The sequence below is a fragment of the Bradyrhizobium sp. CB1015 genome, from assembly GCF_025200925.1.
Taxonomy (GTDB): domain Bacteria; phylum Pseudomonadota; class Alphaproteobacteria; order Rhizobiales; family Xanthobacteraceae; genus Bradyrhizobium.
The window spans coordinates 5117781-5140365 of the sequence record NZ_CP104174.1; the positions used below are offsets into that span (position 1 = coordinate 5117781).

21 protein-coding genes are annotated in these 22585 nt (G+C 65.5%); 4 read left to right on the forward strand and 17 right to left on the reverse strand.

Annotated elements, in window-relative coordinates; genetic code table 11:
- The first annotated feature begins 128 nt into the window (after positions 1-128).
- Positions 129-1112 carry an ATP-binding protein gene (locus N2604_RS23780; protein ID WP_260370615.1) on the forward strand — a complete coding sequence of 328 codons (984 nt, stop codon included), beginning with the start codon at positions 129-131 and terminating at the stop codon, positions 1110-1112.
- Positions 1113-1236: 124 nt separating this feature from the next.
- Here N2604_RS23780 and N2604_RS23785 read toward each other — a convergent pair whose 3' ends face one another.
- Together N2604_RS23785 and N2604_RS23790 are read right to left on the reverse strand one after the other, a co-directional pair.
- A complete protein-coding gene (locus tag N2604_RS23785; RefSeq protein WP_260370616.1) occupies positions 1237-2622 on the reverse strand; it encodes a LysM peptidoglycan-binding domain-containing M23 family metallopeptidase in 1386 nt (461 codons plus the stop codon).
- Positions 2623-2731: 109 nt separating this feature from the next.
- Entirely contained in the window at positions 2732-3382 is a 651-nt protein-coding gene (locus tag N2604_RS23790) for a protein-L-isoaspartate(D-aspartate) O-methyltransferase (RefSeq protein WP_260370617.1), read from the reverse strand.
- A 228-nt stretch (positions 3383-3610) separates the two neighbouring features.
- On the opposite strand from N2604_RS23790, the gene N2604_RS23795 reads away from it, so the two are divergent.
- Complete coding sequence (locus N2604_RS23795; protein WP_197959430.1) at positions 3611-3982, forward strand: response regulator; 372 nt, start codon at positions 3611-3613, stop codon at positions 3980-3982.
- An 85-nt stretch (positions 3983-4067) separates the two neighbouring features.
- On the opposite strand, the gene surE is transcribed toward N2604_RS23795, so the two are convergent.
- The 12 genes from surE to N2604_RS23855 form a co-directional block, all read right to left on the reverse strand.
- Positions 4068-4835 carry a 5'/3'-nucleotidase SurE gene (gene surE / locus N2604_RS23800; RefSeq protein ID WP_260370618.1) on the reverse strand — a complete coding sequence of 256 codons (768 nt, stop codon included), beginning with the start codon at positions 4833-4835 and terminating at the stop codon, positions 4068-4070.
- A 108-nt stretch (positions 4836-4943) separates the two neighbouring features.
- Complete coding sequence (locus N2604_RS23805; RefSeq protein ID WP_260370619.1) at positions 4944-5306, reverse strand: hypothetical protein; 363 nt, start codon at positions 5304-5306, stop codon at positions 4944-4946.
- A 114-nt stretch (positions 5307-5420) separates the two neighbouring features.
- The gene (serS, locus tag N2604_RS23810; RefSeq protein WP_260370621.1) at positions 5421-6752 is read right to left on the reverse strand and encodes a serine--tRNA ligase; all 1332 of its coding nucleotides are present in this window, start codon (positions 6750-6752) and stop codon (positions 5421-5423) included.
- A 137-nt stretch (positions 6753-6889) separates the two neighbouring features.
- Complete coding sequence (gene tatC / locus N2604_RS23815) at positions 6890-7702, reverse strand: twin-arginine translocase subunit TatC (protein ID WP_260370622.1); 813 nt, start codon at positions 7700-7702, stop codon at positions 6890-6892.
- Positions 7699-8193: a Sec-independent protein translocase protein TatB gene (gene tatB / locus N2604_RS23820; RefSeq protein WP_260370623.1), complete on the reverse strand. Its 495-nt coding sequence runs from the start codon at positions 8191-8193 to the stop codon at positions 7699-7701. The genes tatC and tatB overlap by 4 nt, the downstream gene beginning before the upstream one ends.
- A 91-nt stretch (positions 8194-8284) precedes the next feature.
- On the reverse strand, positions 8285-8518 hold the full coding sequence (locus N2604_RS23825) for a twin-arginine translocase TatA/TatE family subunit (protein ID WP_018642198.1): 234 nt from the start codon (positions 8516-8518) through the stop codon (positions 8285-8287).
- A gap of 166 nt (positions 8519-8684) precedes the next feature.
- Positions 8685-9440 carry an SMC-Scp complex subunit ScpB gene (gene scpB, locus N2604_RS23830; protein WP_260370624.1) on the reverse strand — a complete coding sequence of 252 codons (756 nt, stop codon included), beginning with the start codon at positions 9438-9440 and terminating at the stop codon, positions 8685-8687.
- Between the two features lie 21 nt (positions 9441-9461).
- Positions 9462-10301 (reverse strand): ScpA family protein, encoded by an 840-nt coding sequence (locus N2604_RS23835; RefSeq protein ID WP_260370625.1) that lies wholly within the window; start codon positions 10299-10301, stop codon positions 9462-9464.
- On the reverse strand, positions 10298-11326 hold the full coding sequence (gene nagZ / locus N2604_RS23840) for a beta-N-acetylhexosaminidase (protein ID WP_260370626.1): 1029 nt from the start codon (positions 11324-11326) through the stop codon (positions 10298-10300). The genes N2604_RS23835 and nagZ overlap by 4 nt, the downstream gene beginning before the upstream one ends.
- A 46-nt stretch (positions 11327-11372) precedes the next feature.
- On the reverse strand, positions 11373-12950 hold the full coding sequence (locus N2604_RS23845) for an SPOR domain-containing protein (RefSeq protein ID WP_260370627.1): 1578 nt from the start codon (positions 12948-12950) through the stop codon (positions 11373-11375).
- A gap of 140 nt (positions 12951-13090) precedes the next feature.
- Positions 13091-14881 carry an arginine--tRNA ligase gene (gene argS, locus N2604_RS23850; RefSeq protein ID WP_260370628.1) on the reverse strand — a complete coding sequence of 597 codons (1791 nt, stop codon included), beginning with the start codon at positions 14879-14881 and terminating at the stop codon, positions 13091-13093.
- 9 nt (positions 14882-14890) lie between these two features.
- Positions 14891-16087: a deoxyguanosinetriphosphate triphosphohydrolase gene (locus tag N2604_RS23855; protein ID WP_260370629.1), complete on the reverse strand. Its 1197-nt coding sequence runs from the start codon at positions 16085-16087 to the stop codon at positions 14891-14893.
- Between the two features lie 122 nt (positions 16088-16209).
- On the opposite strand from N2604_RS23855, the gene erpA reads away from it, so the two are divergent.
- A complete protein-coding gene (erpA, locus tag N2604_RS23860) occupies positions 16210-16539 on the forward strand; it encodes an iron-sulfur cluster insertion protein ErpA (RefSeq protein ID WP_197952508.1) in 330 nt (109 codons plus the stop codon).
- A 5-nt stretch (positions 16540-16544) separates the two neighbouring features.
- Here the strand turns inward: erpA and N2604_RS23865 are convergent, their stop codons facing one another.
- Positions 16545-18854 (reverse strand): ATP-binding protein, encoded by a 2310-nt coding sequence (locus tag N2604_RS23865; RefSeq protein ID WP_260370630.1) that lies wholly within the window; start codon positions 18852-18854, stop codon positions 16545-16547.
- Positions 18855-19008: 154 nt separating this feature from the next.
- Here N2604_RS23865 and xth point away from each other — a divergent pair, with 154 nt between their 5' ends.
- Positions 19009-19806 (forward strand): exodeoxyribonuclease III, encoded by a 798-nt coding sequence (xth, locus tag N2604_RS23870; protein ID WP_260370631.1) that lies wholly within the window; start codon positions 19009-19011, stop codon positions 19804-19806.
- 126 nt (positions 19807-19932) lie between these two features.
- On the opposite strand, the gene N2604_RS23875 is transcribed toward xth, so the two are convergent.
- Positions 19933-20760: a tetratricopeptide repeat protein gene (locus tag N2604_RS23875; protein ID WP_260370632.1), complete on the reverse strand. Its 828-nt coding sequence runs from the start codon at positions 20758-20760 to the stop codon at positions 19933-19935.
- Positions 20747-22468 carry a dihydroxy-acid dehydratase gene (ilvD, locus tag N2604_RS23880; RefSeq protein ID WP_260370633.1) on the reverse strand — a complete coding sequence of 574 codons (1722 nt, stop codon included), beginning with the start codon at positions 22466-22468 and terminating at the stop codon, positions 20747-20749. Before ilvD ends, N2604_RS23875 begins: the two co-directional genes overlap by 14 nt.
- Positions 22469-22585: the final 117 nt, after the last annotated feature.

Sequence of the window (22585 nt, forward strand, 5' to 3'; positions counted from 1 at the left end):
GGTTCGGTCAAATTCGCGCGGACTATAGCGGCCATTGCCCCAATTGCAACGCTGCCAGACCGCCCTTTTGGGCCACCTTGCGGCGGCCCGTGAGGCCCGATAAGGCTGCGTTCTCAGGAACTTCGGACATGCCCAAGAAATCAGACAAAAGCCCGGCCGGCAAAGGCCCCCGCACCCCTGCCAACAAGCCCGCCAGCGTCGCGGCAAAACGCCCCACGGCGGCGGTCGCCAAGGCAGGCCCAGACCTTGCCCAGGAGCGCATCGTCCGCGCCCTGGAGACCATTGCGGCGCACCTTTCCGCCCAGGGCAAGCCGGCAGTCGAGTCCGAGTCGTTCAAGCGGGCGGATGCCTATGTCTGGCACCCTGACGGACGCCTCTCGGCGGTGCCGCGGGTCAGCCGCGTCGAGCTGTTCCTGCTCAAGGGCGTCGACCGGATGCGCGACATCCTGATGGAGAACACCGAGCGCTTCGCCAATGGCCTGCCGGCAAACAACGCCCTGCTCTGGGGCGCACGCGGCATGGGCAAGTCGTCGCTGGTGAAGGCGGCGCATGCCAGCATCAACGCGGAACGCAAACCGGTCGACAAGCTCAAGCTGATCGAGATCCACCGCGAGGACATCGAGACCCTGCCGGCCCTGATGGAGCAGCTGCGGGCCTCCGCCTTCCGCTTCATCGTGTTCTGCGACGACCTCTCCTTCGACGGCAACGATGCCTCCTACAAGTCGCTCAAGGCGGTGCTCGAAGGCGGCATCGAGGGCCGGCCCGAGAACGTCATCCTCTATGCCACTTCCAACCGCCGCCATCTGCTGGCACGCGACATGATCGAGAACGAGCGCTCGACCGCGATCAATCCGGGCGAAGCGGTCGAGGAGAAGGTCTCGCTGTCGGATCGTTTCGGCCTCTGGCTCGGCTTCCACCGCTGCAGCCAGGACGAATATCTCGCCATGGTGCGCGGCTATTGCAGCCATTTCGGCATCAAGATCGACGACGAGGCGCTGGAGCGGGAGGCGCTGGAATGGTCGACGACGCGCGGCTCGCGCTCGGGCCGCGTCGCCTGGCAGTTCGTGCAGGAGCTGGCGGGACGGCTCGGCGTGAAGCTGACGGTGCAATAGCGGAAGCTATCTGCCACCCAAACTGTCATCGCCCGCGAAATGTTTAGACCGGAGACATGGCTGACACCTGTTCCGACACATCACTGACAGGTTGATGGCACGCCCCAAGCCTAAAGCCTGCGCCTCACGCCCCGTTCAGGAATTGAAGCGGGTCAACCGGGCTCGATCCCTTGCGGATCTCGAAGTGGAGCTGCGGCGACGCCACCTCCCCGGATTGACCCGACTTGGCAATGACCTGGCCGCGCTTGATGGTATCGCCGCGCTTCACCAACAGCTCACTCGCATGGGCATATGCGGTGACGTAGCCGTTGGAGTGCCGAACCAGAACCAGATTGCCGTAACCCTTCAGCTCGTTGCCGGAATAGGCGACGACGCCGTCTTCGGCTGCCTTGACCGGCGTCCCCTCGGGCACCGCGAGATTGATGCCGTCATTGGACTTGCCGTTGGTCTTGGCGCCGTAGGTCGTGACCACCTTGCCGCGGACGGGCCAGCGGAAGGTCGGCAGCGCGCCGGTGGCCTCCGCAGCCCTCGCCGGCGTGTCGGCGGACTTCTCTTCGACATTGCTCGTGGCCTGGGCGAGACGCGCGCTCTGCACGGGCGCGGCGGCAGTGGCCATCTTGGTCGCAGGCGCCGGAGCTGCCGCAACGGGCTGGAGCGTTCCGGCCACCGGAGCAGCCGCGACCGGAGCCGCAGCAACCGGCGCCGCAAGGGCGGCGGTCTTGGCGCCGGGCACGGTCAGCTTGGTGCCGAGCTTGAGCTTTGCCGACGGATCGAGGCCATTGGCACGGGCAAGCTCTGCCGCCGAGATGTGATTCTTGCGCGCGATGCTGGCGAGCGTGTCGCCGCGGTTGACGAAGTGCGTGCTCGGCGGTGCTGCGACGGCCGCAACCGGCCTCGCTGCAGGCGAGGCCGCGACCGGAGCCATGGCGGGCGCCGGTGCAGCTGCCGTCGCCGGAGACGGAATGATCAGCTGCTGGCCGGGCGAGAGCGCCCGCGGGCCCTTGTAGCCGTTGGCGGCCAGAATCGCCTGCGGCGTGACGTGATAGCGCTTGGCGAGCACATCGAGCGTATCGCTGGTGCCGACGATGATCTTGGTCCCGCCGGCCGGCTGGGCGGCCGCGACCGACCGCGGCGGCACGGTGGCCGTGGTCTCCAGGTGCGGTTGTGCCGGAGGCGCATATGAGCTGACGCCGCGTCCGCCACCGGACACGCCGCCACCAGAGGCAACGGGATAGGATTGCGGGGCGGACACCGCGGGCGGAGGCAAAGCCTGCGACTGGTAGTAACCGGGCTGCGTCTGCGGCCGCGCATATTGCGGCAGCTCACGCTGCGGCGGCGGTGGCTGCTGCACCGAGCCGGTCTGCTCAGAGGCAAAGGGATTGGAGAAGTTCGTCTGGGACAGCCGCGACGACATGTCGGCGCTGCACCCTGCAAAGCTGAAGGAGATCAGCGCCAGCACCGCGACCTGCGGCACGCGGCGCGAGTAAAGCAACTCGGCGACAGCGGACATGGTTACTCACTCGTACGCAACAGAACTGGTGTTTTAAGTAAACACGCGGCGAGTAAATAACGGCTTAACCCTCACAATAAGATATTGGCGGCGCTGCCGATCCGGGATTCTACAGCTCCCGCGCCACGCCGGGCAGTGCCGGCACGAAGCGGACCTCGACGAGTTCCTTGCGCTCGATCCCGGTTTCGGTGCGGGTCAGGCGGGTCAGCGTCTGCACGCCCTGATGCGGGCCGACGGGGGCGATCAGGATGCCCCCGACCTCCAGCCGGTCGACCAGGTTCTCCGGAATCTGCTCCATCGCGGCGGTGACGATGATGCGGTCGAACGGGCCGATGTTGGGAGGCAGATTGAGACCGTCCCCGAGCATCACCTCGACATTGTGACAATCGAGCTTCTCAAGCCGGGCGCGTGCCGTATCGGCGAGCTTGCGATAGCGCTCGACGGTCAGCACCTGGCCGGCGAGCCGGGACAGCACGGCGGCCTGGTAGCCCGAGCCAGTGCCGATTTCGAGCACCCGGTGCTGCTTCTGGAGCTGGAGCTGCTCGGTCATGTAGGCGACGACAAAGGGCTGGCTGATGGTCTGCCCGCAGGCGATCGGCAGCGCGCTGTCACGATAGGCGTCGTCGCGATCGGCCTCGTCGACGAAAAGCTCGCGCGGCACCTCTTCCATGGTCCGCAGCACGGCCTGATCGCTGATGCCCCGACGCCTCAGCGTGAGCTGAAACATCATCTTTTCCGGCGGCGGCTGGTCGGGCGTCATTGCTGCTATTGCTCATCTCGTCTGGCGGATCGCCGTACTGCACCGCAAGAACCCGAGACGAGAATCTTGTTCCGGCTCAGGAACTCATGATAGCCTTTCGGCGCAGCATTTGACCACAACAACGCATCAAAGCGCTAAGCCATTTGCGAGGTTTGCGTTCGCCGAAACGCGCATTGCGTCGCCTATCGTTATCTGCGAACGTTTACGAGAATGGGCAAGGACTCAACTATGACTGCGACAGGGCTTTCGGGCCGCTCTGTTTTCCTCGTCGAGGACGAGGTCATGATCAGAATGATGGTCGCGGACATGCTGGAGGAGCTCGGCTACAAAGTTGCCGCCGAAGCGGGCGACATCACCGAGGCCATGCGGCTTGCGCAATCAACCGATTTCGACCTCGCCATTCTGGACGTCAACGTCAACGGCAAGGTCATCTCGCCCGTGGCAGATGTCATCATGGCCAAGGGCTGCCCGTTTATCTTCGCCACCGGTTACGGCTCCTCCGGCCTGCCCGAGCAATATCGCGACCGGCCGGCGCTGCAGAAGCCGTTTCAGCTCGACGCTCTCGGCAAGACGATCGAGGCCGCGCTTCGCGGCGGCTAGCGGATTTCCGGGGCGGTACGATCCGCAGAGACGATTTCCTGGATTACGCTGCGCTCCATCCAGGCTACAGGCTCGTCACAGACTGCTACTTCAACGTCGCGCCCAGCTGCTCCGAAAACGCTTCGTCGGTGCGGTCGAGCCTGAGCGGGGTGACCGAGACGTAGCGCTCGCGCAGCGCGGCGAGATCGGTGCCGTCGGCGGGCGTGTCGAGCATCGCGGTCCGTTCGAAGCCGATCCAGAAATAGGGATTGCCGCGGCCATCCCTGCGCTCGTCGATCCTGAGGAAGCCGAGATTGCGCTTGCCTTGCCGCGTGACGCGGATGCCCAGCACATCCTCCGGCGCGCAAGACGGAAAGTTGATGTTGATGACGGTGTCCTTCGGAACGCCGGCGGCAATCACCTTGCGCAGGATATCGGGCCCGAATTTGCGCGCCGTGTCCCACGGCGGCCGTTCGCGCGTCTCGACACTGAACTCCTGCGACAGCGCGAACGACGGCAATCCCAGAATCGTGCCCTCGAGCGCGCCGGCAATGGTGCCGGAATAGACGACATCCTCCGCGACATTGCGGCCCTTGTTGACCCCGGACAGCACCACATCGGGCAGCTTGGCACCCAGGATATGGCGGGCTCCCATGATGACGCAGTCCGTCGGCGTGCCGCGCACGGCGAAGTGCCGTGGGCCGACCTCGCGCAGACGCAAGGGATCGTTCAGCGACAGCGAATGCGAGACGCCGGACTGGTCGAGCTCGGGCGCCACCACCCAGACATCATCGGACAAGGCGCGCGCGATCTCCTCCACGACCTTGAGGCCGGGAGCGTGGATGCCGTCATCGTTGGTGCAGAGAATGCGCATGCGGAAGGTTCGATTCCTGAAAGCGGGTCTGAGCCGTCTTATCCGGCCAGGGCCGATCAGGCAAACCGGACGATTGCGGTCCGGCAGCTGGTTCCCTGGCTGATCCCGCTAGCGGCGAATGCGCCATTGCGGCAGGAAGCGCGCGAGCCGGCCTTCCGCACGCAGTTGCATCGCCGGAACGGCCGGATTCACGACGGAAGCGTCGATGACGCCGAGCGTCTTCAGCTGCGCCACGAAAGGGTCAGACGTCGGCTCCTGCGGAAAGCGTTCGCGTGCCACGGTGAGCGCCTTGTCGAAATCCGCAGCATTGACCCCGGGCTTGGCCCGCCGGCTCTGCACGAGATCGTCGTCCCAGAGCCGCGCGATCTCGATGTCGAGAACGCCGCGGAGGCGCTGATCGATGGCCTGGATCCCGGCACCTGTCACCGCCCATTGTCTTCCGACCCAGAAGATGTCGCGGTGCAAGGCCATGGACGGAGGGGTTCGCCTGGACGGGCCGGCAGGATAGCCGGCCGCCCGATATTCGCAACGCGATTCTCCTCATGCCGCGTTTTCGGACGCGAACCGGTGCCCACGGAAAACGCTTTAGTCGCGCGCGATCACCTTCAGCCCGCCCATATAGGGCTGGAGCACGTCCGGGACCGCGATCGAGCCGTCCTCCTGCTGATAGGTCTCCATCACGGCGATCAGCGCGCGGCCGACTGCGGTGCCGGAGCCGTTCAGCGTATGCACGAAGCGCGGCTTGCCGTCGGGCCCGCGCGAGCGCGCATCCATCCGGCGTGCCTGGAAGTCGCCGCAGACCGAGCAGCTTGAGATCTCGCGGAACATGCCGCCATCGCCCTGCCCGGGCATCCAGACCTCGATGTCGTAGGTTTTTTGCGACGAGAAGCCCATATCCCCTGCGCAGAGCGTCATTACGCGGTAATGCAGGTCGAGCTTCTGTAGCACCTGCTCGGCGCAGGACAGCATGCGCTCCAGCTCGTCCTTGCTCACTTCCGGCGTCGTGATCGAGACCAGCTCGACCTTGGTGAACTGGTGCTGTCGGATCATGCCGCGTGTGTCGCGTCCTGCCGCACCCGCCTCGGCGCGGAAGCACGGCGTCAACGCGGTAAGCCGCATCGGCAATTGCTTCTCATCGAGGATGGATTCTCGAGCGAGATTGGTGAGCGACACCTCGGCGGTCGGAATGAGGCCTAGGCGCTCGGTCTTCAGCCGCTCATGGTCTGGCGAGGCGAGCAGCTCGCCCTTGATCGCCCAGAACTGATCGTCCTCGAATTTCGGCAATTGCCCGGTGCCGAACATCACCTCGTTGCGCACCAAAAGCGGCGGATTGATCTCGGTGTAGCCGTGCTCGGTGGTGTGCAAGTCCAGCATGAACTGGCCGATGGCGCGCTCGAGACGCGCCAGCCCCTTCTTCAGCACGACGAAACGCGCGCCGGAGAGTTTTGCCGCCGCCTCGAAATCCATATAGCCGAGCGCGGTGCCGAGATCGTCATGCAGCTTCGGCGCAAATGCGTAGTTGCGCCTGTTGCCGAATACGTGATGCTGCACATTGCCGTGCTCGTCGACGCCATCGGGCACGTCGTCGAACGGAATGTTCGGGATCGCGGACAGCTCCTTGGTCAGCTCTTCGTCGGCAGCTTTCGCTGCCGCTTCGAGCTCCGGCATCGTGGTCTTGAGCTCGGCGACCTCGGCCATCAGCTTCGCCGCACGCGCATCGTCCTTGGCCTTCTTGGCATCGCCGATTTCCTTCGAGGCCGCATTGCGCCGCGCCTGCGCCTGCTCGGAGGCCAGGATCGCCGCACGCCGCTTCTCGTCGATCGCAAGCAGCGAGGCCGACATCGGCTTCAGGCCGCGCCGGGCTAGGCCGGCGTCGAAGGCTTGCGGATTGTCGCGGATCGCTTTGATGTCGTGCATGGCTGTCTTCCCGTCATGGCCGGGCTTGTCCCGGCCATCCACGTGTCTGCCGCCTTAGATCAAGTCGTGGATGCCCGGGTCAAGCCCGGGCATGACGAATCATGGGCTGAGCAGCGACATGATAGTGCGAAAGTGCCCTACTCCGCCGGCTTGGCCGGCGTCGACACGTCGGTGCCGGTGGCTTGCGACGAGGCCGCCGTCTTCTTCTCCACCATCGCCACCGCGATGATCGAGCCCTCATAGAGCGCCATCAGGGGGATCGCGAGGGAGCACTGGCTGAGCACGTCGGGCGGCGTCAGCACGGCCGCGATCACGAAGGCCATGACGATGAAATAGCGCCGCTTCTCGCGCAGCATCTTCGAGGTGACGATGCCGATCCGCCCGAGCAGAGTTAGGATCACCGGCAGCTGGAAGGCGATGCCGAAGGCGAAGATCAGCGACATCATCAGCGACAGATATTCGCCGACCTTGGGCAACAGCTGGATCTGCGCGGTCTCGTCACTGCCGGCCTGCTGCATGCCCAGCGAGAAGCGCACCAGCATCGGCAGCACGACGAAATAGACCAGCGCCGCACCCAGCACGAAGAAGAACGGGGTCGCGACCAGATATGGCAGGAAGGCCTGCTTCTCGTGCTTGTAGAGCCCGGGCGCGACGAACTTGTAGATCTGCGTCGCCACGATCGGGAACGAGATGAAGCCGGCCCCGAACAGCGCGAGCTTGAGCTGGGTGATGAAATATTCCAGCAATGCCGTGTAGATGAATTTCGAGTTCTCGGGACCCGCGATCCACACGAACGGCCAGACCAGCACGTTGTAGATCTGCTTGGCGAAGAAGAAGCAGAAGATGAACGCCACGCCAAAGCCGAGCAGCGCCTTGATCAGCCGCGAGCGCAGCTCGATCAGGTGGTCCATCAGCGGGGCTTTGCTGGCCTCGATATCGGCGTCGGTCATGACGCTTTGGCGTCCTTGATCGCTTCGGATGGCGCGGTATCCTGCGCAACCTTTGCCTGTTCGACCTCACGGGTGATCGCGAGCGGCTCGTTGGCGGCCGCATGCGCTTCGGCCTCCATGAAGGTCGCAGGCGTCGGGGTCTCCGGTGTCGTGGGCGTGACGGGCGGATCGACGGAAGTAGCGGCCGACGTCTCGGCCGGCTTGTCCAGCGCATCGACGCGAAGCGCGTCGCTGACGTCCTTCTGGAGCGAGGTCAGCGGATTGAATCCCGTGGCGGCTTCCTTGACCTCGTCGAAGCTCTTCTTGAGGTCGGCCATCTCGGCCTCGCGCATCGCCTCCTGGAATTGGCCCTGGAATTCGGCGGCCATCTTGCGCGCCTTGCCCATCCACTGCCCGACCATGCGCAGCACGCCCGGCAGCTCTTTCGGGCCGATGGCGATCAGGGCCACGACCCCGATGAGGACCAGTTCACTCCACCCGATGTCGAACATGAGGTCTTCCGTTCACGCGAAGCCGGAGCCGGCCCAATCCCTTGCGCGCAGGATCGGGGCCGCTACCCGCGTCTCGCGTGCTTCTCCCGGCTCAGACGGCCTTGCTGCCGACGTCGGATCGTGCCGCGGTCGGAGCCGCATTGTGCTCGATCGACTTGGCCGGCTCGGGCTTCTCGGCAGGCTTGTCGTCGTCCTGCATGCCCTTCTTGAACGCCTTGATGCCCTGCGCCACGTCGCCCATCAGATCCGAAATCTTGCCGCGGCCGAACAGCAGCAGGACCACTGCGATCACCAAGATCCAGTGCCAAATGCTGAGTGAACCCATCCTGCAACCCTCCAAACGCGCATGGCCGGGGACCCGGCCGATCTTCACCGAAACCTAGGCTTGGCAGGTCTCAAAAACAAGGACCAAGGCAGCGCCAATTCGCTGTCGGCGCTACGCAATCTTGCTAGTGTTAACTGTCGCAAGGGGCCCGTATTTCGCCGGGGCGTCACTCTTCGGCGCCGCCCTCGCCGCCCCCCTCATTGCCGCCTTCCGGCGGGCTCTCGGGCTCGACCGCAGGCGCGAGCGCGAGATCGAGGTCGTCGCCCGGTTCCAGCGGATCCTCGTCCTCCCGCAGCGCCGGATCATCCGACGGCGTCGGCACGCTGAAGCCGGTCGGCAGGCGCGAATCCAGAAGGCCAGTGCCCTTGAGCTCTTCCAGGCCCGGCAGGTCGCCGAGCTGCTCCAGGGTGAACTGCGACAGGAACTCCTCCGTGGTTCCAAAGGTGAGTGGACGGCCGGGCGTCTTGCGACGGCCGCGCGGCTTGATCCAGCCGGTCTCCAGCAGCACGTCGAGCGTGCCCTTCGACGTGACGACGCCGCGGATCTCCTCGATCTCGGCACGCGTCACCGGTTGGTGATAGGCGATGATCGCCAGCACCTCGATCGCGGCACGCGACAGGCGCCGGGTCTCGGTGCTCTCCCGCGTCATCAGCCAGGCCAGATCGCCGGCGGTGCGGAACGTCCATTTGTTGGCGACGCGGACGAGGTTGACCCCGTGCGAGGCATAATCGGCCTGCAATTGCTCGAGCGCAGCCTTGACGTCGACGCCCTCGGGCATGCGCTTGGCCAGCGTCGCGGTATCCAGCGGTTCACTCGAGGCGAACAGCAGTGCCTCCAGCAGCCGCAATTCTTCGGGGCGCGCCTGGGATTCGTTCTCCATCGGCTCGGCCTCTTCTACCCGCACTTCAGCCAGGCTTGCCATGGCAAATTCTCCTTCTTGCACTTAAGCGACCGGCGCATCAGGCGCAGGAGCTGCGTCCGGGACCGGTTTTGGGCGCCCCTTCCGGAAATAGATCGGCGCAAACGCCTCTTTCTGGTTCAGCTCGAGCTGACCTTCGCGCACCAATTCGAGCGCGGCGGCAAAGCTCGAGGCGAACACCGTTGCGCGCTGCGTCGGATCGGCGACATGCCGGATCAGGAAGTCATCGAGAACACCCCAATCATCCTGCTCGGTGATGCTGCCGACCAGCCGCTCCAGCGTGGCGCGCGCTTCGGCGAGCGACCACACCGTGCGCTTGGCCAGATGCACGCTCGCCAGCACGCGCGACTGGCGCTGCGCGGCATAGGCGGTGAGAAGGTCGTAGAGCGTAGCCGCGTATTTCGGGTGCTTGATCTCGGCGATCTGCTCGGGCTCGCCGCGCGGGAAGATGTCGCGCTGCAATTGCGGCCTGTTCATCAGCCGGTTGGCGGCTTCGCGAATGGCTTCCAGGCGGCGCAGGCGGTTGGCGAGCGCCGTCGCCATCTGCTCGGCGCTCGGGCCTTCTGCGCTCGGCGGCTCCGGCAGCAGCAGACGCGACTTCAGGAAGGCGAGCCATGCAGCCATCACCAGATAGTCTGCAGCGAGCTCCAGCCGGATCTTTCGCGCGGCTTCGATGAAATGGAGGTACTGGTCGGCCAGCGCCAGGATCGAAATCTTGGCGAGGTCGACCTTCTGCTGCCGCGCCAGCGCGAGCAACAGGTCGAGCGGGCCCTCATAGCCCTCGACGTCCACCACCAACGCCGGCTCACCCTCGGCGAGCTCTGCGGGCCGCCCGGTTTCAAATGATAGGATTTCTGCGGTCATGCCGATGCCGTGTTTGCCCGTGCGATCAATGCGTCCAGCTCAGTGCGTGCGGCCACGCGGTCGAACGGCTGCGGCGGCTTGCGTGCGGCGAGCGCGGCCTTCGCCCGCTCCAGCGCCCTGCCGGCCAGTTCAGGCGTCTCGCCGGCGACGTCGCGCATCTCCTCGATGTTGCCGTTGCAATGCAGGGCCACGTCGCAGCCGGCCGCGAAGATGGCGCGGGTCCGCTCGGCGATATTCCCCGACAGCGCGTTCATCGACACGTCATCACTCATTAACAAACCCTGGAACCCGATTGCGCCGCGAATCACGTCAGCAATCATTGTCGCAGATGTCGTCGCCGGATGGGCGGGGTCGAAGGCGCTAAACACAACATGTGCAGTCATGGCCATCGGCAGATCCGCCAGGGGCTTGAACGCGGCGAAATCGGTCCGCTCCAGCTCGTCCCGGGGCGTGTCGACGGTCGGCAGCTTGAAATGGGTGTCGGCGGTGGCGCGGCCATGCCCGGGAATGTGCTTGAGCACCGGCAGCACGCCGCCCTGCTCCAGGCCCTCGGTGACCGCGCGGGCAATCGCCGCGACTTTGCCCGGCTCCGTGCCGTAGGCCCGGTTGCCGATGACCACGTCAGCGCCCGGCACCGGCACGTCGGCCAGCGGCAGGCAATCCACGGTGATGCCGAGGTCGGCGAGATCGGCTGCGATCAGGCGGGCACTGAGGCGCGCTGCGATGAGCCCGAGGGCCGAATCAGTGTCGTACAACTTCGCGAATACGGCTCCCGGCGGATAAACCGGCCAGTGCGGCGGCCCCAACCGCTGCACCCGTCCACCCTCCTGGTCGATCAGGACCGGCGCATCGGGAGCATTCGCGACCGAACGTAATTCCGCAACCAGCGCAGCAACTTGCGCCGGTGTCGCGACATTGCGCTTGAACAGGATGAAGCCCCATGGGCGTTCGGCACGGATAAACTCCCGCTCGGCGGCGGTCGGTTCCGTTCCGGATACGCCGGTAATGAAGGCCCGCGTGCTCATAACGGCCGATTAACCCTGCCCCGTCAGGGGGTCAAGGAAACCGCCATTAATTCCTCTGGACGAAGCAGTCGGACAGGCCTGCGGCTTTCAGATTGTTGCAAGCCTGCGTCGCTTCCTGGACCGAGCCATAGGGTCCGGCGAAGGCGCGGTAGACGATCCCCTTGCCCTTATCGGTCAGATCGACCCGTTTGATCACCGGCGAGCGGGATCCGAGCACGCTGCCGTACTTGCCCTGAAGCACCCGGTAGGACGCGGCGGCGCTGTCCTCGCTCTGCTGCGAGGAGACTTGCACGATGTAGCCGCCGCCGCTGCTGGTCGGCGCGATCTGCGTCGGGTTGGTCGCGGCCATCCGCTGCGGCGGCTCGGCCGCCGGCGTCGATTGCGGCGCCAGCGAGAGCGGCTGGTTGGCACTGGCATTGGCCGAGGTCGGCGGACTGCGCGGCGCTGCAGGCGCAACTGGCGCAGCAACAGGCTTCGGCGCGGCAGGCGTCGGCTTGGCGGCAGCCGATTGCGGCACAGCGCTATCGGTCTGGTCACCCTTCACCGCCACGGTCCTGATCGGGCGCGGCGAATTGTTCGGCAGCGTGCCGTTGCTCGGGGTGGGCCCGGCGCTCGGTGGCGGCACGTTGGACGGCGACACGCTCGCCACCGACGGCGGGTTCGCATTCTGGTTCAGCGGAGGGAACACCACGCGCGGCCCGCCCGCCTTGGCATTGACGTCGACAGGCGCCTCCTCGCGCGGCACGATCTTTTCAGTGCCGTCACCGCTCACCATGCGGTCCGGCACCTTGGCTGCGGAGTCCGTCGGCGCCGGCACGATCTTGGTCGGCGTGTTGTCCGCCTTGATGATCGGCGGCTCGCCGCTGCGAGGCGAGCCGATATAGGTCTTGTAGGCGAACGCGGCTCCGGTGCCGACCACGGCAAGCGCCAGGATCGCCGCAACAGTCATCATGCCGCCGCGCTGCTTCTTCGGCTCCTCGACCTCTTCCTCGGGATAGTCGCTTTGGTAGGCGTAAGGGTCGTCGGGATAGGCCGGCTCGCGCTGATAGTCCTGCTCGCCCGTCTCCAGCCGACCAAAGAGCGCATCGTCGTAGCGCGACGGATCGGGCTGCGCATGCGGCTCCTGATATGACTGCTCCTGGTAGGCCTGACCATGCTGCTGATAGACCTGCTCCTGATACGCCTGGTCTTGATAGGAGTGGTCCTGGTAGGCCGGGGGGTAGGCTTGGGGCTGATGAACGACAGGCTCGGGCGCGGCAGGCTTGGCCGCGTAGCGATGCAGCGGGTGGACCGGGCTTACGGAGACGGGATAATCAGGCTCCGGCGCGGGTGCCGGCTGCGGTTGCACGTTGGCGCGCCGCATCCATGAGGGCGGCCCGGGCGGCGGCACCTGCTCGGCGTAGTCCTGCTGACCATCGACCTGGCGGTAATCGTCGTCCTGATAGCTCTGGGCGGGCGCTCCCGGTGGACGTGCCGTCGGCCGCGATTGCGCGGCGAACGGATCGGTCTGCCCGATCAAACGGGCGAGCTCGGCCAAGGGATCGCTTTCCGCCTTCGCATGCTGATCGCCACCGCGACCATAGTCATCGGAAGGAAACGGTCTGTCCTGATATCGTTCGGCCATCGTGATGATGCGTCCCTTCGGGAAAGCCGCGCGCCCCTCGACCAAGGCACGGCTTTCGACCCACAAGGCTTTCAACCAAGTCTAAGCGATCCGGCTTCTGCCGGTTACCCCCGAATTCCCCTTAAGTAGTTCGCCCCAAACTACCGCATCTCGTCCGGGGCATGGACGCCGAGGATGGCGAGGCCCGATGCCAGGACCGAGACGACGCCCTGGACCATTGCCAATCGCGCCTTTGTAAGATCTGCATCATTATTGATAATGAAGCGTAAATAGGGCAAATCACGCCCTTTCGTCCAAAGTGCATGAAATTCGCTGGCTAAATCATAGAGATAAAAGGCAATTCGGTGCGGCTCATGGGCCGCGGCGGCGGCTTCCAGCATGCGCGGATAAATTGCGAGGCGCTTAAGAAGATCGAGCTCGACGGGGTCAGACAGCCGTTCCACGGCCGACTCGGCGAGCCATGCGATCCGCGCGCCGGCATCCTCGGGGAGTTCCGGGAACACCTCGGCCCGGGCGTTGCGGAAGATCGAGTGGCCGCGGGCGTGGCCGTATTGGACATAGAATACCGGGTTGTCGCGCGACTGTTCCATGACCTTGGCGAGGTCGAAGTCGAGCACCGCGTCGTTCTTCCGGTACAGCATCATGAAGCGGACCGCGTCCTGGCCGACCTCATCCACCACCTCACGCAAGGTGACGAAGTCCCCGCTCCGCTTGGACATCTTCACCGGCTCGCCGTTGCGCAGGAGCTTCACGAGCTGGACGATCTTGACGTCAAGCGATCCCTTGGCCGAGGTCGTCGCCTTCACCGCCGCCTGCATGCGCTTGATGTAGCCACCGTGATCGGCGCCCCAGACGTCGATCATCTCGGCAAAGCCGCGGTCGAACTTGTTCTTGTGATAGGCGATGTCGGAGGCGAAGTAGGTGTAGGAATTGTCCGACTTGATCAGCGGACGATCGACGTCGTCGCCGTAGGCGGTCGCCTTGAACAGCAACTGCTCGCGATCCTCCCAATCCTCCACCGGCGCGCCCTTCGGCGGCGGCAGGCGCCCTTCATAGATGTCGCCCTTGGCCTTCAGGAAATCGATGGTCTCGGCAACCTTGTTGTTGCCGGTCTCGATCAGCGATCGCTCCGAGAAGAACACGTCGTGGCGGATGTTGAGGGCGGCGAGATCGTCCTTGATCTCGTCCATCATCATCGCGATCGCCTTGGCACGCACGGTCGGCAGCCATTCGGCCTCGCTCTTGGCGAGCAGCTTGTCGCCATGCTCCTTCGCAAGCGCCGCGCCCACCGGCTTCAGATAGTCGCCGGGATAGAGACCTTCCGGAATGGCACCAATGTCCTCGCCGAGCGCCTCGCGATACCTCAGAAACGCAGAGCGCGCGAGCACGTCGACCTGGGCGCCGGCATCGTTGATGTAATATTCGCGCGTGACGTCGTGGCCTGCGAACTGGAGCAGGCTCGCCAGAGCGTCACCGAACACGGCGCCGCGGCAATGGCCGACATGCATCGGCCCGGTCGGATTGGCCGAGACGTATTCGACATTGACCTTGGAGCCGCCGTCGACGCGGCCGTAATCGGGGCCCTCGCGCAGCACCGTCCGGAGGGCTTCCGCCCAGGCAGCCGGCTTCAGCGTCAGATTGATGAAGCCGGGACCGGCGACGTCGACCTTGGCGATCAGCGCGTCGGAACGCAGTCGTTCGGCAATCTGCTCGGCGAGATCGCGCGGCTTTGCCTTTGCCTCCTTTGCAAGCACCATGGCGGCGTTGGTCGCCATGTCGCCATGGGAGGCATCGCGCGGCGGCTCGACCACGACGCGGGAGAAATCGATGCCCTCGGGCCAGCTGGAATCCGCCGCAAGCGCGCGGCAGGCAGCGTGCACGCGTGCGAGCACGTCGGCGAAAAGATGCAGCGATGAGGATGTCTGGGGCATGGCCGCCGCCTAACGCAAATCCGGGGTCGAGTCAAAGAGCCGCTGGTGCTCGGTTAAGGCGAAGCGGTCGGTCATTCCGGCTATGAAATTGCCGATCCGGCGGGCCCGGTCACCCTCGTTGTCCGCCTCCGACCCCAGCAGCCATTCCGGCGGCAGCTCGCCAGGGGATTTCTGGTATTTTGCGAACAGGTCGAATAGGATCTGCTCGGCCTCCCCCATCACCCGCATCACCCGCTCATGGCGGTACATGTGCTGGTACAGGAAGGCCTTGATGGCGGCCTCTTCCTCCGCCACCTCGGCGGGAAACGCGACCAGCGCCCGGCTCTGCCGGCGCACGTCTTGGGCCGATTGCGGCTTCACCGCGGCGAGGTTCTTCCCTGTCTCCGCGAACACCGCTCCGATCAGATGCGAGATCAGTTCGCGCACCAGTTCGGCACCGCGCCGGACGTCTTCGAGATCGGGATAATGCGTCGCAGTCTCGGCGATGATCTCGGCGGTGAGCGGCATCGCCTTGAGATCGTCGAGCTGGAACAGGCCGGCGCGCAGACCGTCGTCGATGTCGTGGGCGTCATAGGCGATGTCGTCGGCGATCGCGGCGACCTGCGCCTCCAGGGAGGCAAAGCTCCACAATTCGAGATCGTAGGTCTTGACGTACTCGGCGATCCCGACGGGAACGCCGTGCTCGTGGTAGCGTCCGACCGGGGCGCCGCTACGATCGGTCAACGGACCATTGTGCTTGACGATGCCCTCCAGCGACTCCCAGGTCAGGTTGAGCCCGTCGAACTCGGGATAGCGGTGCTCGAGCGAAGCCACGACGCGGAGCGTCTGGGCGTTGTGGTCGAAGCCCCCGAACTCCTTCAGGCAGGCATCCAGGGCCCGCTCCCCGGCATGCCCGAACGGCGGATGACCCAGGTCGTGCGCCAGTGCCAGGGTCTCGGTGAGGTCCTCATCGAGCCCGAGCTGACGGGCCAGCGCGCGGGCGATCTGGGCCACCTCCAGCGAATGGGTCAGCCGGGTGCGGTAATGGTCGCCCTCGTGGAACACGAACACCTGAGTCTTGTACTTGAGGCGGCGGAACGCGGTGGAATGGATCACCCGGTCGCAATCCCGCCGGAACGGGCTGCGGGTCCGGCTCGGGGGCTCGGCGACCAACCGGCCGCGGCTGCGATCGGGGTCGCAGGCATAGGGCGCGCGGGGGGCTGCCATTCCGACGGACACGGCGAATTTAGTCCCTATCCATTTGATTCTGCGTATGGTGGCACTTAACTATGTCAGGCGCGGGATACCAACTGAATTGGGTATGAGCGCGGGACTATCGGAGACCAGCAATGACGACTGCCGTGACCATCAGCGACCGGGCCGCACGCCGGATTGGGGAGATCCTCAAGGGCGAAGGGTCGGGCGCGATGCTGCGCATCTCGGTCGAGGGCGGCGGCTGCTCCGGCTTCCAGTACAAGTTCGACATCGACCGTGCCCGCGCCGACGACGATCTCGTGATCGAGCAGGACAACGCGGTGGTGCTGGTCGATTCCGCCTCGCAGCCGTTCCTGGCGGGATCGCAGGTCGATTTCGTCGACGACCTGATCGGCGCCTCGTTCCGCGTCAACAATCCCAACGCCACCGCGTCCTGCGGCTGCGGGACGAGCTTCTCGGTCTAGCGCGCTTACGCGCCCGTTATCTGCCTTTCCTCGTCCGTCCAGGCCACCTCGGTCGGCGTCAACTCCGGCTGGAGCGGTGCGTCCTCCGACATTACGTGGCCGTCCAGCGCCCGCAGCAGCGCTCCGACCAGCGCCGGCTTGCGCAGCGGCTTGGCCAGGAAGTCCGACATGCCGGCTTCGCGGCAGATCTTGATGTCCTCGGGGAAGGCATTGGCGGTCAGCGCGACGATCGGCAAGGCTTCGAAGCGCCCGCCCAGCGCGCGGATCGCGCGGGTGGCGGCGAGCCCGTCCATGTCGGGCATGCGCACGTCCATCAGCACGACATCGTAATTGCCTTCGGAGGCCGCCGCGACGGCTTCGGTCCCGTCGGTGACGACACGCAGCTCGACGTCGAAAGCCCCCAGCATCTTGCTCACGACCATGCGGTTGACCGCATCGTCCTCCGCGACCAGCACCTTCAGCGGCCGGTCGAGGCCGGCGATCCGCGCCTTGAGCTCGTCGGCTTCGTCGCGCCCGCCAGCCTGATCGGAGGCCTGCGCCTGACTCCAAGGCAGCACCAGCGTGAAGCGGAAGGCCGAGCCCTCGCCAGGCGTCGACGTGACGCCGATCGTGCCGCCCATCTGCTCGATGATCCGCCTTGAGATCGCAAGGCCGAGGCCAGTGCCGCCGAAGCGGCGGCTGATCGAGGCATCGGCCTGGGCGAAGTCGCTGAACAGCAGGTCGAGCTTGTCGGGCGCGATGCCGATGCCGCTGTCGGTCACCGTCCATACGGCGGTCGCCAGCAGGTCGCGCCGCGCCTGGCAGGTCGCCGATATCGTCACCTCGCCTTCGTCGGTGAACTTCACGGCGTTGGAGGCGAGATTGAGCAGCACCTGGCGGATGCGCGCGGCGTCGCCGCGGAGCGTCGGCGGCAGGTTCGGATCGAGCTCGACCTTGATCGTGAGCCCCTTGCTCTTGGCGCTGGCGCGCACCACGGTCGCAACCGTCTCGGCCAGCGCTTGCGGCGCGAAGTCGATCGCCTCGAACTGGAAGCGGCCGGCTTCCAGCTTGGAGAGGTCGAGAATGTCGTTGAGGATGCGCTGGAGATTGTCGCCGGACTCGCGGATCGTGGTGACGGCCTCGCGCTGCTCCGGATCGAGCCTGGTTTCGAGCAGCATGCTGGCAAGACCAAGCACGCCGTTCATGGGCGTGCGGATCTCGTGGCTCATCACCGCCAGGAAGTCGGACTTGGCGCGGCTCTCGGCCTCCGCCTTTTCCGCGCGCCAGCGCTCGGTGACGTCGCGCCCGAAGCCGCGATAGCCGAGGAAATGACCGTCACGGTCATGGGCCGGCTTCGCCGTCAGCGACCACAGCCGCGCCTCGCCGCCTGCGACGACCTTGAGGTTCATCTCGTGCAGCGGCTCGGCCTGCTCCATCAGGCCGACGATGTTGTAGGCGGCGCTCTTGTCCTCGGGGCAGAGCATGTCGAGCACGTCGGCGAATTGCGCGCCCTTCAGCTGCGCAAGCGGCAGCTGCGCCACCGCCGCGAAGCGCTCGGGCACGTCGACGAGGCGTCCCTCGGCATCGGTCTGCCAGAGCCAGTCGCTGGCGTTCTCCTGGAAGTCCTTCAGCAGCAGCGAGATGATCTCGGTCTGGCGCTCGAGCTCGAGCTGGGCCTTGAGATTGCCGAGGAAGAGGTTGCCCTGGGAGACGATGTTGCGCGCCATGAAGAACGCGAACAGCAGCAGGAACACCGCAGTCACCAGATATGGCCCGGTGCCGCTCAAGAGCAGCGAACCGGCGCAGGCGATCGTCATGGTGGCGAGATAGACGAGGCCCGCGCGCGGGAAGGTCGAGAGCGTGAAGGCGCCGCCTGACATCATGCCGACCATCAGGCAGGCCAGAATCAATTGACTGGTCGGCTCGATGCGGCTGAACAGAGCGAGCGGCAGCGCGCACCAGATCGCGGCGAGAAAAAACGCTTGCCGCAGCATCTGCCGTGCCGCGCGCGGCGATGCCTCCTGCGGCGGGTTCTGACGCGACTTGTGCCACGACCGCACCGCGAGCGAGGCGGTGGCGGCGAGCGTCAGGCCCCAGATCGCGAGGAAGTCGTTCCAGCCCCTGCCCCAGAACAGGATCAGCACGATGGCGACGTTCAGCATCGTCACAGCCATCGTCACGGGGATCAGCTGGGTCACCGCGTCGATCTGCTTGGCGCGGATGCGGCGGATCTCGCGCTCGCTGAGATCGGCCGTCAGACCGTCCTCGATCTCGAAGCCGCCGAGCCAATACAGGAACGCGCCGATCAGGCCGTCACGCGGCTGAGTTCGCTTCATCGCCTTGTCCGGCCATCCATCCGAGGAACCTCTTGACGATCAATGGCCTGCGGCCTGCTTAAGCCGGGTTAATTTTGTGGGAGATTTTGCGGCCGCCTTGACGGGCGCGTTTGCATTTTGTTCTAACCAAGACCCCTGCCCGGAGCCCTTCTCAATGCCCATCAGAGTAGCGACCTGGAACGTGAACTCGGTCCGGCAGCGGATCGATCTGCTCCTGACCTGGCTGAAAGAGTGCCAGCCGGACATCGTCTGCCTGCAGGAGATCAAGTGCGTCGACGAGGCCTTTCCGCGGCTGGAGATCGAGGCGCTCGGCTACAACGTGGTGACGCACGGGCAGAAGACGTTCAACGGCGTCGCCCTGCTCTCCAAGCTCCGGTTCGACGAGACCAAGTCGGGCCTCGCCGGCGACGACGAGGATACCCATGCCCGCTTCCTTGAAGGCGTGGTGACACTCAAGTCCGGCGTGCTGCGCATCGCCTGCCTCTATCTGCCCAATGGCAATCCGGTCGGGACCGACAAATATCCCTACAAGCTCAAATGGATGTCGCGGCTTCTTGATTATTCGAAAGAGCGACTCAAGGAGGAGGTCCCGCTGATCCTGGCCGGCGACTTCAACGTCATCCCGCATGCCCGCGACGTGCACAATCCAGCCGCCTGGACCGAGGACGCCCTGTTCAAGACCGAGACGCGCGAGAGCTTCCAGTCCCTGCTCGGCCTCGGCCTCACCGACGCCTTGCGCGCCGTCACCGACGAGGGCGGGCTCTACACCTTCTGGGACTATCAGGCCGGGGCCTGGCAGAAGAACCAGGGGCTGCGGATCGACCACCTGCTGCTGTCGCCGCAGGCCAGCGACAGGCTCGCCAATGTCGGCATCGACAGCTATGTGCGCGGCTGGGAGAAGCCCTCGGACCACGTGCCGGTGTGGGCGGATCTGGATCTCGAGGCGGCGTAAGCTATCAGCATCGTCATTCCGGGGCGGCTCGAAGAGCCGAACTCCGGTGCGCAATTGCGCACCTGAGAATCTCGAGATTCCGGATTCGATGCTTCGCATCGCCCCCGGAATGACGGCGTGTCGTGCCTACTCCCGACGCCCCTGCACCCATTGCTCCAGCATTTGCAGGGCCATGGCGCGGTCGTCGTCGGAGGCCTTGGCGAAGGCGCGGTTGTAGCTTTCCTTGATCCAGACCTCGTCGACACCGGCGCTGTCGCGCGCCAGCGTCAGCCACATCAGGCCGCGCGCAGCCTGCCGCGGCAGGCGGTCGCCGTTGAACAGCATCTGGCCGAGCAGCGCCTGGGCCTGGTGCTGGCCCTTCTGCGCGGCGAGGCCAAGCCAGCGCGCGCCATAGCGGAAGTCCTCGCGCGAGGCGTCCGGGGTCTTCAGGTACAGACGGGCGAGGTCGTACTGCGCGTCCGCGTTGCCGAAATAGGATGCGGCATAGGAGAACATCTCCCGGGCGCGGTCGGGGTCGGCCTTGACCTTCGAATTCGGGATGCCGGCCAGGTAGTAGCGGCCGAGCGCGACGAAGGCGTTGGCTACGATCTGCGCCTGCGGCGCCGACGGGCTGTCCTCGGCATGCGCGTTGGCGATCCGGCTGAAATATTCGAAGGCACGCAAATCGTCCTGGGCGACGCCGTCGCCGTTGGCGTACATGCGGCCGAGCTTCCACTGCGCGATCGGGTGGCCACCCTCGGCGGCATATTGCAAGGCGCTGAGCGAGGTTTCCTGGGTTGCGACCGCAGGCGGAACCTTGGTGCGCACCGCACCCGCAGCGCCGGGCAAGGTCGTCACGACCGGGATGGTGGCGTCCTTCGGGTTGACCGGTGCACCGTCGAAGGCGAACGCCGGCGCGGCCAGCGCAGCCGCCCCCAACACAAACGCAACCGTGGCACGCCTAAATGTCCGCATAGCACTGTTTCTCGTGCGCGCCGCCCGGATGGGTCACTGCCCCCCCGACCGCCGGTCCAACCTGCTGAGCATATTTCCAGAGCGCACCCGACGTGTGGTTAGTCGCGCGGGCGCTCCATTTGGTTCTGCGCTGGGCGAGTTCGGCGTCGCTCAATTTTACGTTAAGGGTCCCATTGACCGCGTCGATCTCGATGATGTCGCCGTCCTCGAGCAGCCCGATCGGGCCGCCGACCGCCGCCTCCGGCCCGACATGGCCGATGCAGAAGCCGCGGGTGGCGCCAGAGAAGCGGCCGTCGGTGATGAGCGCGATCTTGCCGCCCATGCCCTGGCCGGTCAGCGCTGCCGTGGTCTGGAGCATTTCCCGCATGCCGGGACCGCCCTTCGGCCCCTCGTAGCGGATCACGATGACTTCGCCCTCGCGGTAGGTGCGGTTCTGGACCGCCTCGAACGCATCCTCCTCACGGTCGAAGCACCTGGCCGGACCGGTGAACCTGAGGTTGGACATTCCCGCGACTTTCACGATCGCACCTTCTGGCGCCAAATTGCCCTTCAGGCCGACCACACCGCCAGTCACGGTGATGGGCTTGTCTGCCGGGTGCACCACGTCCTGGTGCGGATTCCATTTCACGCTCTTGAGGTTTTCGGCGATCGTGCGGCCCGTGACGGTAAGGCAATCACCGTGCAGGAAGCCGTTGTCGAGCAGCGTCTTCATCAGAAGCGGAATGCCACCTACTTCAAACATGTCTTTGGCGACATAACGGCCGCCCGGCTTCAAATCCGCGACATAAGGTGTCTTTTTGAAGATTTCGGCGACGTCGAACAGGTCGAACTTGATGCCGACCTCGTGCGCGATCGCCGGCAGGTGCAGCGCAGCATTGGTCGAGCCGCCGGACGCGGCGACCACGGCGGCCGCATTCTCCAGCGCCTTGCGGGTGACGATGTCGCGCGGCCGGATGTTCTGGGCGATCAGGTCCATCACCTTCTCGCCCGCCGTCATGCAGAAGGCGTCACGAATCTCGTAGGGCGCGGGGGCACCGGCCGAGTACGGCAGCGCCAGACCGATCGCCTCGGAGACAGTCGCCATGGTGTTGGCGGTGAACTGCGCGCCGCAGGCGCCGGCCGAGGGGCAAGCGACGCGTTCGATCTCGTCGAGATCCTCGTCCGACATGGCGCCGACCGAGTGCTTGCCGACCGCCTCGAACATATCCTGCACGGTGACCTGCTGCCCGCGGAAGTTGCCGGGCAGGATCGAGCCGCCATAGATGAAGATCGAGGGCACGTTGAGGCGGACCATCGCCATCATCATGCCCGGCAGCGACTTGTCGCAGCCGGCAAGGCCGACGAGCGCGTCATAGGCATGACCACGCACGGTCAGCTCGACCGAATCGGCGATACACTCGCGCGACGGCAGCGAGGAGCGCATGCCGTCGTGACCCATGGCGATGCCGTCGGTCACGGTGATGGTGCAGAATTCGCGCGGCGTGCCGCCGGCCGATGCCACGCCCTTCTTCACCGCCTGTGCCTGGCGCATCAGGGCGATGTTGCAGGGAGCGGCTTCATTCCAGCACGAGGCAACGCCGACGAAGGGCTGGTGGATCTGCTCGGTGGTCAGACCCATGGCATAGAAGTAGGACCGATGCGGCGCGCGCGCAGGGCCTTCCGTCACGTGACGGCTCGGCAGCCTCTGCTTGTCGATCTTCGCGCCCATCGCAACCAGCTTCCCCGGCCAACCCTTTCAGACCCGAAAAATCAGAGCCAAGATTTGAATCGACCTTGGGATTTTCTCGTCGCCTTCGAAGACCGCCGCTGCACTCTAAAAGATTAG